The sequence below is a fragment of the Albimonas donghaensis genome (assembly GCF_900106695.1).
Classification (GTDB): Bacteria; Pseudomonadota; Alphaproteobacteria; order Rhodobacterales; family Rhodobacteraceae; genus Albimonas; species Albimonas donghaensis.
Genome location: NZ_FNMZ01000001.1, coordinates 1,309,658 through 1,324,973, shown reverse-complemented (window position 1 = coordinate 1,324,973; position 15,316 = coordinate 1,309,658). Strand labels below are relative to the sequence as shown.

The window sequence follows — 15,316 nt, the reverse complement described above, 5'->3', positions numbered from 1 at the left end:
GGCCGGGGCGACCGGCCGGGCTCGACACGCGGGATCGACCAGGGCGAACGACAAGGGCGATGGCGGCGCGCGAGGGAGGCCGCCGCCATCGCCCGCGCAAGGGGGAAAGCATCAGCCGGCTGAACAAGCCGGGGACCTTCCGCCGGGCGGTCCTGCCCCGAGCGGGTGTTCCGCACGGCGGTCCGGGGTTTCGCTTTGCTCCTTGTCTGGCGACGAGCGCGAGGGTAACTTGCGCCCAAGAAAAGACTTCCCGGTCCCCGGCGCGCCGAAGGCGCATCGAGGACCGGCGGGGAACAAAGGCATCCAAAGGGAGGAAACCACATGAACATCACCCGGACCGCGCTTGCGCTCACAACCGCCGTGGCGACGACGATCGCCGCGCCGGCCATGGCCCGCGAGCTGACCTACGGCCACTACATCTCGACCACGCATCCGGTGAACACCGAAGGCATGACGCCCTATTTCGACAAGATCACCGCCGACACCGACGGCTCGATCACCTGGACCGCCTTCTTCGGCGGCGCCATGGGCGGCCCGAAGGAGCTTCTGGGCGCGGTCGGCGACAACGTGCTCGACGCCGCCGGCGTGGTCGATGTCTACGTCAAGAGCGACCTGCCGCATTCGGCGCTGCTGTCCTCGCTGTTCGTGGCCGCCGACGACGTGCTCGCCTTCGCCGCTGCGATGAACGAATACCAGCTGCTGCACTGCCCGGCCTGCCTCGACGACTACCAGCGCAACGGCGTCAAGCCGCTGGCCTGGTATTCGACCTCGCCCTACGTGCTGATGTGCACGTCCAAGGTCACCTCGCTGGATGACCTGGCCGGCAAGAAGGCGCGGGCCACCTCGCGCATGGGCGTGCTGATGAACACGCTCGGCGGCACCGCGGTGTCGATCACCTCGGCCGAGATGTACGAGGCCATGCAGCGCGGCCAGGCCGACTGCTCCGTCGGCTCCGCCGCCTGGCTGACCGCCTACAACATCAAGGACTTCGTGAAGTCGATCGTGTCCGATCCGCTGGGCGCCTATATCGGCTCGATGGTGATGAACCTCAACCAGGACGTCTGGGACGATCTGGAGCCGAACGAGCGTCAGGCGATCATCGACGGTCTGCCGGACCTGATCGCCAACATCCAGTGGGCCTACGCCGCCGAGGACGCGGCGGCGATCGCCGCCGCCGAGGAAGCCGGCGCCGTCGTCTACCCGGCCGACAAGGACCTCGCCGACAAGATCGCCGAGATCCGCCCGACCGAGTACGCCGCCGCCGCCGAGCAGGGCAAGGCCGACGGCATCGAGAACGCCGAGGAAGTGGTCCAGGGCTACAAGGATCTGGTCGAGAAGTGGCGCGGGATCGTGGCCGAGGTCGGCGACGACAAGGCCGCCTACGCCGAGGCGCTGCGCACCGAAATCTTCTCGAAGATCGAGCACTGATCCCCGGCCGGGCCGGGGGGACCGGGACGGGGGCCTCGCGCCCGCCGTCCCGGCCCTGCGGCCCGCCTCTCCGGCCCCCCGACGCCGGGGGGCCGTTCCCGAAGGCCGCCAGGTCCGACAGATGACCGTCTCGCGTTCCAGAGCCGCCGTCCGGGCCCCCGTCACGGCCCCGGTCCCGGCGCCCGCCCGAGGCGCCGTCCGGTCCGGGGCCCGACGCCTGAACCGCGCGCGCATCCGGGACCGCGCCGCGCGCCCCCGCCTCGCGGCGCCGGGCCGATCCGTCCCCGCGGCCCGTCCGCAGGAGGACCGATCCGCCCGGCGCCGCCATGGCCCCGCCCCCTCCGCGTCGCGCCTCATCGCCGCGCGCCGCGCCGTATCGCGCCCCGCATCTGGCGCCCGCCGCTGATCCGGACGACAACGCCGTCCCTCACTTCCGACACCGAAAGACCGACATGCGAACCATAGAGAAGATCGCTTCAGCCATCTCCGGCGCCGTGGGCCTGATCGGCGGCGCGATCATGCTGCTGATGATGACCCAGGTGGCGCTCGATGTGCTGATGAAGCATTTCTTCAACTGGCCCATCCCCACCACGCTGGAGACGGTGGCGAGCTATTACATGGTCGCCCTGGTGTTCCTGCCCCTGGGCGTGGTCACCCGCGACAACGAGCATCTGGAAGTCGAGATGTTCACCCAGAAGCTCGCGCCCCGCGCGCTCTCGGCGGTCAAGCTGCTGGGCTGCGTGATCGGCCTGCTCTATGTCGGCACGATGCTCGACAGCTCGATCGAGAAGGCGATCAAGATGACCGAGCGCGGCGAGGAGTGGGAGACCGCGACCTTCCACATGCAGGTCTGGCCGGCGCGCTGGTTCCTGCCCATCGGGGCCACCCTGATGCTGGTGTGGCTGGCGCTGCAGGCGCTCGACAATCTCAGCTTCGCGGCCACCGGCAAGCGGCTGATCTCCGAGCCCAAGCCCCACGAACCCACCGAAGATCACGCCGCCTGAGCGCGTCCCAGATACCGATCCGCAGGAAAACGACATGGACAATCTGACTATCGGCTATCTCGGCGTGGCCGCCATCATGGTGCTGCTGGCGCTCCGGGTTCCGATCTCCTTCGCGCTCGGCTCGGTCTCCTTCGTGGGGATCTGGCTGGTGCGTTCCAAGGGCGCCGCGCTCGGCCTCATCGGCTCGCTGCCCCATGACTTCGCCTCGTCGTGGGAGCTTTCGGCCGTGCCGATGTTCCTGCTGATGGGCGCGGTCGCCTATCAGACCGGCCTGACCAGTTCGCTCTACACGGCCGCGAGGCTATGGCTGAACGAGCTTCCAGGCGGGCTGGCGGTGGCCACCAACTTCACCGCCGCGGGCTTCGCGGCGGCGTCGGGGTCGTCCATCGCCACATCCGCGGCGGTGGGCCGGCTGGCCATCCCCGAGATGCTCAAGTTCGGCTATGACAAGGCGCTGGCCACCGGCACGGTCGCGGCCTCGGGCACGCTCGGGGCGCTGATCCCGCCCTCCATCGCCTTCGTCATCTACGGATGGTTCACCGAACAGTCGGTGGGCATGCTGCTGATGGCCGGCCTGATCCCCGGCCTGCTGACCGCCGCGCTCTACACGGTGATGATCGTGGGGCGCTGCATCGTCGATCCCTCGCTCGCCCCCAAGGTCGCGATCAAGGTCACCTGGCGCGAGAAGTTCCAGGCGCTGCTCCAGGTCTGGCCGATGCCGGTGCTGGTGCTGGGCGTGATCGGCTCGATCTATTCGGGCATGGCCACGCCGACCGAGGCCGGCGCGCTCGGCGCCGCCTTCGCGCTGATCATCGGCGCCTTCATGGGCAACCTCAACAAGAAGACCCTCGGCGACTCGGTGCGCGACGCGCTGCGCACCACCTCGTCGCTGTTCTTCCTCGCCATCGGCGCGGTGATGCTGACCCGCTTCCTCGCCATGGCGGGCATTCCGGGCTTCATCGCGGACCTGGTCAGCCATCTGGAGCTGGGCCCGGTCAGCCTGGTGATCGCGCTGTCCATCGTCTACCTGATCCTGGGCATGTTCCTCGACCCGATCGGAGTCATGCTGCTGACCCTGCCGGTGTTCCTGCCGGCCTTCGACGCGCTCGACATGAACCTGATCTGGGTCGGCGTGATCGTGGTCAAGATGATCGAGGTCGGGCTGCTGACCCCGCCGGTGGGGCTCAACGTCTATGTGGTGAAGAACGTCGCCGGGGATTCCGTGCCCCTGCAGACGGTTTTCAAGGGCGTGCTCTGGTTCTTGGGCTGCGAAGTGATCATCATGGCGCTGCTGATCGCCTTCCCCGGGATCTCGCTCTGGCTGCCCAGCCTCATGCATATGGGCTGACGCGCCGGGGGGAACCGGCATGGACGAGGCGGCGGCGAACGGGAGGAGGAGACCCCAATGTTCGACACGCCCCTGACCCTGACCGACGGCATCCTGTCGGGGCCGCTGCGCGCGCCCCGGCAGATGCTGGCCGATCAGGCCTATGACGGCCACACATCCATCCACGACGACGCCATGGCCGAGAAGCTCGGCTTCCGCGCCGGCCCCATCGAGGGGCCGACGCATTTCTCCCAGTTCGAGCCGCTGCTGAGCCGCATCTGGGGCCAGGCCTGGTTCGAGCAGGGCTGCCTCTCGGTCCACTTCCTCAACATGGTGGTGGAGGGCGAGGAGGTCCGCGCCTTCGTCCGGATGCCCGAGGACGGCGCCCGCCGGGCCGAGTGCTGGGCCGAGAAGGCCGACGGCACGCGGGTGCTCGACGCCTCCGCCACGCTGGGCCCCGACCATTCCGAAACGCTGCTCGAATCCCGCAAGGCCCGCCTGCGCCCGCCGGGCAAGCTGGTGATCCTGGAGGATCTGCGCCTCGGCATGACCGGCCGGGCGGGGGAGACGGCGACCATGGGCATGGACGACCACATGGGCGACCTCTACCCGTTCACCCTGCGCCGCAAGCTCGACGCCATCACCGAGAACATGCCGGCCTATTCCGACGACGCGGCCTCCCCCTGGGGGCGGGCGGCGATCCCGATGGAGATGATCTCGGTGCTCGCCGCCTACGGGTCGAAGTCCGCCGGCTTCCCGGTCAAGGGGCCGGCCATCGGGCTTTACGCGGATCTCGAAATGCGGCTGATCGACGGTCCGCTGTTCGTGGGCGAGACCTATGGCGTGCACCGCGAAATCGCCGCCATCGCCGAGAGCGGGCGCACGGAATCCTACTGGACCCGCACCACGCTGTCGGATCTCGAAACCGGGGCCCCGCGGGCGGTGGTCCTGCTCAACCACGCGGTCCTGAAGGCCTCCTACGAAGGCTACGAGGACCGTCGCAAGGCGCTGGAGGCGGCGGGCTGAGGCCGCCCCGCGCCAGACCCGGAGACTTGTCGCGACAGGGCGGGTGACGGAGGGTTAACAGGTTGGGGCGTATCGCGTAAAACCAGAGTGCATGTCGATTCTGGAGCCTGCGTTCATGACCTCATCGCCCTCCGTCATCCGCGTCGCAGGCCGCGCGGGGTTCGCTTCGGCCACGATCCGGGCGGTGATGACGGTTGCGGGCTTGGGTTTGGGTTTGGGTTTGGGCGTGGGGGGGGCGTCGGCGCAGAGCGTCGCGGCCTCGCGCGACATCTACCGCGGCGTGCTCAGCCGCTCGCCGCTGGCCTCGGATTACCAGGCGCTGGCGCTCTTCGCCGGGGAGAAGGGGCTGAGCTCGGCCCATTACACCATCGACGGCGACACGATCAGCACCACCAATTTCCCGATGGGCTACACGTTCGCGGACATGGCCGCGGGCGCCCGGCCCTTTGTCGAAGGGGTGTTCGGCTGGTCGTCGCTGTCGCAAAGGGACAGCGCGCAGTTCCACCCCACCCGCGGCCCCACCGACATCCGCTATGATCTCAGCACCTATTCCGCCATCGGCGGGGCGGGGGTGGAGTTCGACGGCCCTCCCGGCCTGCGCGTCCGCCCGGTGGCGCTGATCGGCTACAGCCGGGTGGAGGACGACAGTGAGTTCACCGGCCCCGGCGCCCGCTTCGCCGACGCCGCGACCCGGGGCATCCTGCTCAACGCCCGCGTGGACAGCCTGCTCTATGGCGGCGCGCTGGAACTGCTCTACGACGCGCCCTTCACCGACGAGATCGATTTCAGCTTCGCGGGCCGCTACACGCGGCTCTGGGCCGATGTGGTCGACGCCTCCGACCCGGCGTGGGAGCGGAGCAGCGCCTCCGCCTTCGACACCGTGACCGGACATGCGGAGTTCGAAGGGCCGACCGGCGCCACCCTGATGGGGCGGGATCTGCGCTGGATCGGCTTCGTCGGCGGCGCGTCGCTGATCGGGTCGCAGGGCGCGGCGCTCGGCTTCACCGGCTATGGCGAGGTCGGGGCCGGCATCCGCGTCGTGGACCGGGAGACGTTCCCCTATATCGAGGGCGGGGCGATCCGCGGCTCGGTTCTGGTGGGCGACGACATGATCGGCTGGTCGATCGGCGCCACGCTGGATTTCTGAGCCCGGAGGCGGGCCGGGACGCCGGCGCCCGCCCGGTCGGTGGCGCTCGGCCGAAGCGGCCCGGTCCCGCGCCCAGCGCCGGGGGGGGCGAGGTCGCGGCCGAAGGCTGCGCCGCGCCCCGAGTTTACGCCCGCGCCGCGCAACCGCCTTCGGCCGCGCCGCGGACGCCCGGACCGGGGCAGGCCGGGGCGGGGACTGGCCGGGGACGGCGCGCGCTCCGCCCCCGCAGCCTGCGGCCCGCGCGCAGGGACCGATCGGGCGCCGTCAGACGCCCTCGCGGTCGCTCTCCCGCCAGTTCGGCGCGATCCACGGCTCGGCGTTCTCGGGGGGCAGGGGGGCGCGGCCGAGGATCATGTCCGCCGCCTTCTCCCCCACCATGATCGAGGGCGCGTTGAGATTGCCGTTGGGGATGCGCGGGAAGATCGAGCTGTCGGCCACCCGCAGCCCCTCGACCCCGATCACCCGCGTCTCCGGGTCCACCACGGCGCCCGGGTCGTCGGCCCGCCCCATCCGGCAGGTGCCGCAGGGGTGATAGGCGCTCTCGGCATGTTCGCGCACGAAGGCGTCGACCTCCGCGTCGGACCGCACCGCGGCGCCGGGCTGGATCTCCTTGCCCCGATAGGGGGCGAAGGCGGGCTGGGCGAGCACCTCGCGCGCGGCGCGCACGGCGCGGCGGAAATCCACCACGTCCTGTTCGGTCGACATGTAGTTGAAGCGGATTTCCGGCGCGGCCTCCGGGTCCGCCGAAGCCAGCGTGACCGCCCCGCGCGAGGTCGCCCGCATCGGCCCGACATGGATCTGGAAGCCCTCGCCCTCGGCCGGGGCCTTGCCGTCATAGCGCACGGCGATGGGGATGAAATGCATCTGGATGTCCGGGTAATCCACCCCGGCGCGGGACCGGATGAAGGCCGCGCTCTCGAACTGGTTGGAGGCGCCGAGCCCGCGCTTGAAGAACAGCCACTGCGCCCCGGCGAGCCCCTTGCCGATCAGGTTCCAGTGCCGGTTCAGCGTGATCGGCTGGGTGCAGGCCTGCTGCACGTAGACCTCCAGATGGTCCTGGAGGTTGCCGCCGACCCCCGGCCGGTCCGCGATCACCGGGATCCCGTGGGCCGCGAGCTGCGCCCCCGGCCCGATCCCCGACTGCATCAGCAGCTTGGGCGAGTTGATCGAGGACGCGGCCAGGATCACCTCCGCCCGCGCGCCGATCACCTCGATGCGGCCGCCCCGGCGGATCTCCACCCCCGTGGCGCGGGCGCCCTCCATCACCACCCGGCGGGCGAGCCCGCGGACCACCCGCAGGTTCCCGCGTTTCATCGCCGGGCGCAGATAGGCGTTGGCGGCGGACCAGCGGCGGCCCTGCCAGACGGTCATCTCCATCGGGCCGAAGCCCTCCTGGCGCTGGCCGTTATAGTCGTCGGTGCGCCCGAAACCGGCCTGGGCCCCGGCCTCGACGAAGGCGTGGAACAGCGGGTTCTTCCGCGGGCCGCGGGTCACGTGCAGGGGGCCGTCGGTCCCCCGCCAGTCGGCGTCGCCGCCATGGCCGCCGTCATGCCAGTGCTCCATCCGCCGGAAATAGGGGGCGACGGCGGCGCCGTTCCAGCCGGCGGCGCCCATCTCGGCCCAATGGTCGAAGTCGCGGGCGTGGCCGCGCACATAGACCATGCCGTTGATCGAGGACGAGCCGCCCAGCACCTTGCCCCGAGGACAGGCGAGCCTGCGCCCGTTCAGCCCCGGCTCCGGCTGGGAGGCGAAGCCCCAGTCGTAGCGCGACATGTTCATCGGGTAGCTGAGCGCCGCGGGCATCTGGATGAAGGGGCCGGCGTCGGTTCCGCCATGTTCGATGACGATCACCGAATGCCGGCCGTCCTCCGACAGCCGCGCGGCGAGCGCCGAGCCCGCCGAGCCCGAGCCCACGATCACGTAATCCGCCTGCAGGGCGGCGGCCCCGGTCATGCCGACCTCTCCCGCGCCGCCGGTCATGTCGGGCGCAGGCTGTCGAAGGGGACCATGGCGTGGGTCGCGTAGGCGGGGCGGGCGGCGAGATCGCGATACCAGCGGCTCACGTTGGGATGGTCGTCGCCGGCCAGCCCCAGCTCATGCGCCCGATACATCAGCACGCCCGGCAGGATGTCGGCGAAGGAGAAATCCTCTCCGATCCATTGCGAGCCCGCCAGATGCGCGTCCAGAATCCCCAGCGCCGCCTTCAGCGGGGGCCGGGCGGCGTCGATCACCGCCTGGTTCCGGTTCTCGGGCCGGGCGAAGATCAGCTGCAGGAAAAAGGGCTGCATGCGGGGCGCGAGCGTCGCCCGCCCCCACTCCGCCCATTTGTCGAGCCGGGCGCGGGTCAGCGGATCGCGCGGCCAGAAGGTCTCGTCCCCATGCATGGCCGCGAGACAGCGCACGATCGCCGCGCTTTCCCACAGCACGGTCCCGTCGATCTCCACCGTCGGGATCACGCCGTTGGGGTTCATGGCGCGGTATTCGGGCGTGTCGGTTCCGCCGAAGGCGCCGCCCACGTCGCGGCGGTCGACGTCGAGCCCCAGCTCGGCCGCGCACCACATGACGTTCTGGACATTGGTGGACGTGGCGCGTCCATGCACGATGATCATGGGTCGGCTCCTCAGTAAGGGCTGTCGACGGGGACGAGCCCCAGGTTCACGGTCTTCAGGCGGGTGTAGAACTCCACCGCCGCCTTGCTGTTCTCCCGCCCCATGCCGGAGGCCTTGACGCCGCCGAAGGGCGCCTCGACCGGGGTGAGGTTATAGCAGTTGATCCAGCACACCCCGGCGTCCAGCGCCGCGGCGACCCGGTGGGCGCGGGTCACGTCGCGGGTGAACAGCCCGGCGGCGAGCCCGAAGGGGGTGCCGTTGGCGCGGGCGATCACCTCGGATTCGGTTTCGAAATCCAGCAGCGACAGGACCGGGCCGAAGATCTCCTCCCGCGCCAGGCTCATGTCGTCGGTCACGCCCCCGAAGATGGTCGGCGGCACGAAGGCGGCGGAGTCGAGCCCCGGCAGATCCGGCAGCGCGTCCTGCGTGAGGCGCGAGGCGCCCTCGGCCTCCCCCGCCTCGATCGCCGCGCGGACCCGGCCGGCATGTTCGGCGGAGATCAGCGGGCCCATATGGGTGTCGGGATCGGTCGGATCGCCGATGCGGATGGCGGCGGTGCGTTCCAGCAGGCGGGTCATGAAGGCGTCGCGGATGCCCGACTGCACGAAGACCCGCGTGCCATTGGTGCAGACCTGCCCGGCGGAGTAGAAATTCCCCAGCAGCGCGCCGCCCACCGCGTCCTCCAGGTCCGCGTCGTCGAAGACGATCAGCGGCGATTTCCCGCCCAGCTCCATGGTCGCGGGGATCAGCCGCGCGCCGGCCTGCGCCGCCACGCGGGCCCCCGTGGGGACCGACCCGGTCAGCGAGACCTTGGCGCAGGCGGGATGGGCGGCCAGCGCCGCGCCGACCTCGCCCATGCCCTGCACCACGTTGAACAGGCCCGGAGGGGCGCCGGCCTCGACCAGCGCCTCGGCCAGCTTCAGGGTGGTCAGCGGCGTGACCTCCGAGGGCTTGAAGACCATGGCGTTGCCGCAGGCCAGCGCCGGGGCCGCCTTCCAGCAGGCCACCTGGATCGGGTAGTTCCACGCCCCGATGCCCACGCAGACGCCCAGCGGCTCCCGCAGGGTGTAGACATGGGCGCCGGGGACGGGGATCGTCTCCCCCGCGATCCCCGCGGCGATGCCGCCGAAATATTCCAGCGCCTCGGCGCCCGAGGCCGCGTCGGCCACCAGCGTCTCCTGGATCGGCTTGCCGGTGTCGAGCGTCTCCAGCTCCGAAAGCGCCTGGTTGTCCCGGCGCAGGATCCGGGCCGCTTCGCGCAGCACGCGGCCCCGCTCGGCCGGCGCGCAGGCGGCCCATTCCTTCTGGGCGCGCGCGGCGCAGTCGAAGGCGGCCTCGATCACCGCCTGGGTGGCGGCATGCAGATGGGCGATGACCTCGCCCGTCGCCGGATGGCGCGAGACGAACTCGGCCCCGGTCTCGTCCTCCACGTAACGGCCATCGACGAAATGGCTTGCGATCGGTTGCGCGGTCATCACTCGCCCCTCGGGAAACGCTGGTCGTTCTCCAGCACGTTCAGGTCCATGTGGTTGCGCATGTAGCGCTCCGACGCCTTCTGCAGCGGCTGGAAATCCCACGGGTAATAGGCGCCGTTGCGCAGGCTTTCGTAGACCACCAGCCGGCGGGCCTGGGACTGGCGGACCTCGGCGTCATAGGCCTCCAGGTCCCACAGCTCCCGCACCCGCGCCGCGAAGGCCTCGACCACCGGCGCGTGGGCGGGGTCGGCGGCGAGGTTGGTCAGCTCGTCCGGGTCGGCTTCCAGGTCGAACAGCAGCGGGGGGTCCAGCTCGCAGTGGATGTATTTCCACCGCTCGCCGCGCAGGCAGACCAGCGGCGCGTAGGAGCCTTCGGCCGCGTATTCCATGCGCACCGGGGTCTCGCGCGCCGCGGCCCCGGTCGCCACCGGCATCAGGCTTTCGCCATCGGTCCAGGGCAAGATTTCGGACATGTCGATGCCCGCGATGTCGGCCAGCGTCGGCGTGATGTCGAGCGCGGAGACCGGCGCCTCCACCCGCCCGGGCGCGAGCCCCGGCGCGGCGATCATCAGGGGCACGCGGGAGGCGCCCTCGAAGAAGCTCATCTTGAACCACAGCCCGCGCTCGCCGAGCATGTCGCCATGGTCGGCGACGAAGACGATGGCCGTGTCCTCCTCCTGCCGCGTGCCGTGCAGGGCGTCGAGGATGCCGCCGATCTTGTCGTCCACATAGGAGATGTTGGCGAAATAGGCGCGGCGGGACCTGGCCACGTCCTCGTCCGAGATGTCGAACTTGCGCCAGTCATTGGCGTCGAACAGGCGCTTGGAATGCGGGTCCTGCGCGTCGTAGCCCATGTCCGGCGCCCGCGGCGCGAGGTGGTCGCAGTCGGCGTAGAGATCCCAGAACCGCCTGCGCGCCACATAGGGGTCATGCGGGTGGGTGAAGCTGACCGTCAGCATCCAGGGGCGGTCATCGCGCCTGCGCCCCAGATCGTAGATCTTGCGGACCGCGTTATAGGCGACCTCGTCATCGTATTCGAGCTGGTTGGTGATCTCCGCCACCCCCGCGCCGGTCACCGAGCCGAGGTTGTGATACCACCAGTCGATGCGCTCTCCCGGTTTGCGGTAGTCCGGCGTCCAGCCGAAATCGGCGGGGTAGACGTCGGTGGTCAGCCGTTCCTCGAAGCCATGCAGCTGGTCGGGGCCGACGAAATGCATCTTGCCCGACAGGCAGGTGGCGTAGCCCGCCCGGCGCAGGTGATGCGCGTAGGTGGGAATGTCGGAGGCGAATTCGGCCGCGTTGTCATAGACCCGCGTGCGCCGGGGCAGGGCGCCCGCCATGAACGCCGCCCGCGCCGGGGCGCAGAGCGGCGAGGCGTTGTAGGCGTTGGCGAAGCGGACCGAGCGTTCGGCCAGGCTCGCCAGGTTGGGGGCGTGCAGCCAGGGGGCGGGGCCGTCGGGGAACAGGGTCCCGTTCAGCTGGTCCACCATGATGACGAGGATGTTGGGACGGCGGCTCAAGCGGCGTGCTCCCTTGCCAGGCACAGGTCGAGATAGTCGTTCACCGCGGCTTCGGCGCCGGCCCCGTCGGGGGCCCGGTCCTGAAGCGCGCAGCGGATGTAGAACCCGTCGATCATCGAGGCGAGGCCCTGCGCGATTCGCCTCGCATCCGATTCGCCGACCAGCGGACGCAGCCCGTGAACCAGGTTCGAATCGAGCCGCTCGGCATAGACCCGCAGCAGCCGCGCCGCCTCCGGAGAGGTCTGCGCCAGGACGTAGAAGGCCAGCCAGGAGGCGATGCATTCGCGGCTGAACTGCTCGGGCGAGAACGAGGCACGGACGATCGCGCGGACCCGCGCCTCAGGGTCGTTCGCCCCGGCCAGCCCGAGCCGGACGGTCAGGCCGAACTCCCTGAGAATATGGCGCATTGCGGCGAGCAGGATGCGGTCCTTGGAGCCGAAGTAATGATGCGCCAGCGCCGGCGACACCCCCGCCCGCGCGGCGATGCGGCCCACGGTGACGCTCAGCGATCCGGCCTCGCCGATCTCCGCGATGCAGGCGCGGATCAGCGCGTCGCGACGCAGCGGCTCCATCCCGACTTTCGGCATTGCAATCCCACCCGATCCACACAAGCGTTTACATCCGCGGACGGTTCGTTTTTGATTGAGGCATCAATCAAAATCAACCCGCGTCCCAAGCTCAACCGGGAGAGAGAGCCGAAATGCATCGCAACATCATCGCCCGTCGCGCCCGCGCCGTCGCCGGCGCCGCCGTTCTCGCCGCCGTGGCCGGCGCTCCGCTGACCGCCCAGGCCGCCTGCGACGAGGTCGTCTTCTCCGATGTCGGCTGGACCGACATCACCACCACCACCGCCGCCGCCAAGCAGGTGCTCGAAGCGCTCGGCTACGATGTCGACGTGAAGGTGCTGTCGGTCCCCGTCACCTTCGCCTCGCTGGAAAGCGACGACGTGGACGTGTTCCTGGGCAACTGGATGCCGGCCCAGAAGGGCGCGATCCAGCCCTATCTCGACTCGGGCGAGATCGAGCAGGTCGCGATCAACCTCGAAGGCACCAAGTACACGCTCGCCGTGCCGACCTACGCCTACGAGGCCGGTCTCAAGACCTATGCCGACATCCACAAGTTCGCCGATGAGCTCGACAACAAGATCTACGGGATCGAGCCGGGCAACGAGGGCAACACCTATCTCGTCTCCCTGACCGAAGAGAACAAGTTCGACCTCAAGGACTTCGAGGTGGTCGAAAGCTCCGAGCAGGGCATGCTGGCCATGGTCGGGCGCGCCTACAAGAAGGAAGAGCCGGTGGTGTTCCTGGGCTGGGAACCGCACCCGATGAACGCCAACTACTCGCTCAAGTATCTCACCGGCGGCGAGGACTTCTTCGGCGGCGAGGGCGTGGTCCACACCACCACCCGCAAGGGCTTCGCGACCGAGTGCCCGAATGTCGGGGCCTTCCTCGACAATCTCAAGTTCTCGCTGGCGATGGAGAACGAGATCATGGGCAAGATCCTCGACGATGGCGAGGATGCGGACGACGCCACCATGACCTGGATGAAGGCCAATCCCGACGCGGTGGCCGCCTGGCTGAACGGCGTCACCACGGTCGACGGCGAGCCGGGTCTGGCCGCCGTGACCGAGGCCTTCGGGCTCTGAGACGTCCCAGGGGGGGCGGGTCCGCTAGGCCCGCCCCCTTCGGCGTTTCGGGGGGCCGCGCGCCCCCCGCCTGACATGCGGAGCGGGCGCCGTCGAGGGAACGGTCGGCGCCCGCCCGCCGCAAGATCCGGGCGCATGACCTGGCCGAATGACCCGGCCGAATGACCCGGCGCGACCAGACGCGAGCACGGAGGGGACCCCTGCATGGAATGGCTGTCCGACAACAAGATCCCGGTCGGAAAATGGGCGAAAGCCTTCTTCGACACGCTTCAGGACAATGGCGGATGGTTCTTCGACGGGCTCGCCGATGTGATGAGCGCGCTGATCGACGCGCTGCTCTGGCTGCTTCAGACCCCGCATCCGCTGATCGTCACCGCGGTGGCGGTGGCCATCGCCTGGGCGCTGCAGCGCAACTGGAAGATCTGTCTTTTCACCTTCCTCGGCTTCCTGTTCATCATGAACCAGGACTATTGGGAGGAGATGACCGAGAGCCTGACGCTGGTGCTCTCGGCCTGCATCGTGTGCATGGCGGTCGGCGTGCCCATCGGCATCTACGCCGCCCATCGCCCCAGGCTCTATGCCGGGCTTCAGCCGGTGCTGGACCTGATGCAGACGCTGCCGACCTTCGTCTACCTGATCCCGGCGATCGTGTTCTTCGGCATCGGCATGGTGCCCGGCCTGATCGCCACGGTGATCTTCGTGCTGCCCGCGCCGATCCGGCTGACCTATCTGGGCGTGTCCTCCACGCCCCCCGCGCTGCTTGAGGCGGCGGAGGCCTTCGGCGCCACCCCCACCCAGAAGCTGGTGAAGGTCGAGCTTCCCTACGCGCTGCCGCAGATCATGGCGGGGCTGAACCAGACCATCATGCTGTCGCTGTCCATGGTCGTGGTCGCGGCGCTGGTCGGGGCCGACGGGCTCGGCGTGCCGGTGGTGCGCGCGCTCAACCAGGTCAACACCGCGCTCGGCTTCGAAAGCGGTTTCATCATCGTGGTCGTGGCGATCCTGCTCGACCGGATCCTGCGCATCGGGGGGCGGGCGAAATGAGCAAGGCGGTCATCTTCGACAACGTCTCCATCGTCTTCGGCGGCCGCCCGCAGCAGGCGCTGCCGCTGATGGACAAGGGCATGTCCCGCTCTCGGGTGCAGGAGGAGACGTCGCAGGTTCTCGGCGTCCACAACTGCTCCGAGGAGGTGTCCGAGGGCGAGATCCTCGTGCTCATGGGCCTGTCGGGGTCCGGCAAGTCGACGCTTCTGCGCGCGGTCAACCGGCTGAACCCGGTGGTGCGGGGCAGGGTGCTGATCTCCGACGGTCAGAGCGGCATGGACGACGTGACCGCCGCCGACGCGAGGACGCTCCGGAAGATCCGGGCGACCCGGGTGGCGATGGTGTTCCAGCAGTTCGGCCTGCTGCCCTGGCGCAACGTGGCGGAGAATGTGGGCCTGGGGCTGGAGCTCGCCGGCATGGGCCGGGCCGAGCGCGACGACAAGGTGCGCCGCCAGCTCGATCTCGTGGGCCTCTCGGACTGGGCGGATCGCAAGGTCGGCCAGCTTTCGGGCGGGATGCAGCAGCGGGTGGGCCTGGCGCGGGCCTTCGCGACCGAGGCCCCGATCCTGCTGATGGACGAGCCGTTCTCGGCGCTCGATCCGCTGATCCGGGCGCGCTTGCAGGACGAGCTTCTGGACCTTCAGAAGAACCTCAAGCGCACGCTGGTCTTCGTGAGCCATGACCTCGACGAGGCGTTCAAGCTGGGCGACCGCATCGCGATCATGGAGGGCGGGCGGATCGTGCAATGCGGCACCCCGCGCGACATCATCCGCAAGCCGGCGAACGAATACGTGGCGGATTTCGTGGCCCATATGAACCCGCTGGGCGTGCTGCGGGCCGGGGATGCGCTGGGCGAGGGGATGGCCGGGCCGGAGGCGCCGACGGTCGGCGTCTCGGCGCCGCTGACCCAGGTGATGGAGATGCTGCGCGACGGCGCGGCGGAGGTCGGGGTCACCGGCCCCGACGGCGCGCCGCGGGGCGTGGTGCGGGCGCAGGACGTGGTTTCGGCGCTGGCCGGCACGGCGCCGGCCTGACCGACGCGCCGGGGCCGATGGGCTGAAGGCCGGGCGCGGGCGCGCCCCAACCCG

At 69.9% G+C, this 15,316-nt stretch carries 13 protein-coding genes; 8 read left to right on the top strand and 5 right to left on the bottom strand.

Annotated elements, in window-relative coordinates; genetic code table 11:
• Positions 1-321: 321 nt before the first annotated feature.
• The 5 genes from BLV24_RS05545 (at position 322) to BLV24_RS05525 (ending at position 5,932) form a co-directional block, all read left to right on the top strand.
• Positions 322-1,428 carry a C4-dicarboxylate TRAP transporter substrate-binding protein gene (locus BLV24_RS05545; protein WP_092680086.1) on the top strand — a complete coding sequence of 369 codons (1,107 nt, stop codon included), beginning with the start codon at positions 322-324 and terminating at the stop codon, positions 1,426-1,428.
• A gap of 452 nt (positions 1,429-1,880) precedes the next feature.
• A complete protein-coding gene (locus BLV24_RS05540; RefSeq protein WP_176954631.1) occupies positions 1,881-2,432 on the top strand; it encodes a TRAP transporter small permease in 552 nt (183 codons plus the stop codon).
• 34 nt (positions 2,433-2,466) lie between these two features.
• Positions 2,467-3,780: a TRAP transporter large permease gene (locus tag BLV24_RS05535; RefSeq protein WP_092680084.1), complete on the top strand. Its 1,314-nt coding sequence runs from the start codon at positions 2,467-2,469 to the stop codon at positions 3,778-3,780.
• 57 nt (positions 3,781-3,837) lie between these two features.
• The gene (locus BLV24_RS05530) at positions 3,838-4,785 is read left to right on the top strand and encodes a hypothetical protein (RefSeq protein ID WP_092680083.1); all 948 of its coding nucleotides are present in this window, start codon (positions 3,838-3,840) and stop codon (positions 4,783-4,785) included.
• A 115-nt stretch (positions 4,786-4,900) separates the two neighbouring features.
• The gene (locus BLV24_RS05525) at positions 4,901-5,932 is read left to right on the top strand and encodes a hypothetical protein (RefSeq protein WP_143040226.1); all 1,032 of its coding nucleotides are present in this window, start codon (positions 4,901-4,903) and stop codon (positions 5,930-5,932) included.
• A gap of 264 nt (positions 5,933-6,196) precedes the next feature.
• On the opposite strand, the gene betA is transcribed toward BLV24_RS05525, so the two are convergent.
• From betA to betI, 5 genes are read right to left on the bottom strand one after another with little or no spacing between them, the layout of a single operon-like run.
• The gene (gene betA, locus BLV24_RS05520) at positions 6,197-7,867 is read right to left on the bottom strand and encodes a choline dehydrogenase (RefSeq protein ID WP_092680286.1); all 1,671 of its coding nucleotides are present in this window, start codon (positions 7,865-7,867) and stop codon (positions 6,197-6,199) included.
• 41 nt (positions 7,868-7,908) lie between these two features.
• Complete coding sequence (locus BLV24_RS05515) at positions 7,909-8,541, bottom strand: glutathione S-transferase family protein (RefSeq protein ID WP_092680081.1); 633 nt, start codon at positions 8,539-8,541, stop codon at positions 7,909-7,911.
• A gap of 11 nt (positions 8,542-8,552) precedes the next feature.
• Positions 8,553-10,016, bottom strand: a complete 1,464-nt coding sequence (gene betB / locus BLV24_RS05510; protein WP_092680080.1) for a betaine-aldehyde dehydrogenase — start codon at positions 10,014-10,016, stop codon at positions 8,553-8,555.
• The gene (gene betC / locus BLV24_RS05505) at positions 10,016-11,536 is read right to left on the bottom strand and encodes a choline-sulfatase (protein WP_092680079.1); all 1,521 of its coding nucleotides are present in this window, start codon (positions 11,534-11,536) and stop codon (positions 10,016-10,018) included. Before betC ends, betB begins: the two co-directional genes overlap by 1 nt.
• Positions 11,533-12,123, bottom strand: coding sequence for a choline-binding transcriptional repressor BetI (gene betI, locus BLV24_RS05500; protein ID WP_092680078.1), 591 nt, complete (start codon positions 12,121-12,123; stop codon positions 11,533-11,535). Before betI ends, betC begins: the two co-directional genes overlap by 4 nt.
• 113 nt (positions 12,124-12,236) lie before the next feature.
• Between betI and choX the strand changes: the two genes are divergently transcribed.
• From choX to choV, 3 genes are all read left to right on the top strand, one after another.
• Positions 12,237-13,184, top strand: a complete 948-nt coding sequence (gene choX, locus BLV24_RS05495) for a choline ABC transporter substrate-binding protein (RefSeq protein WP_092680077.1) — start codon at positions 12,237-12,239, stop codon at positions 13,182-13,184.
• 204 nt (positions 13,185-13,388) lie between these two features.
• A complete protein-coding gene (gene choW, locus BLV24_RS05490; RefSeq protein ID WP_092680076.1) occupies positions 13,389-14,228 on the top strand; it encodes a choline ABC transporter permease subunit in 840 nt (279 codons plus the stop codon).
• Positions 14,225-15,262, top strand: coding sequence for a choline ABC transporter ATP-binding protein (gene choV, locus BLV24_RS05485; RefSeq protein ID WP_092680075.1), 1,038 nt, complete (start codon positions 14,225-14,227; stop codon positions 15,260-15,262). Before choW ends, choV begins: the two co-directional genes overlap by 4 nt.
• The last annotated feature ends 54 nt before the right edge of the window (positions 15,263-15,316 follow it).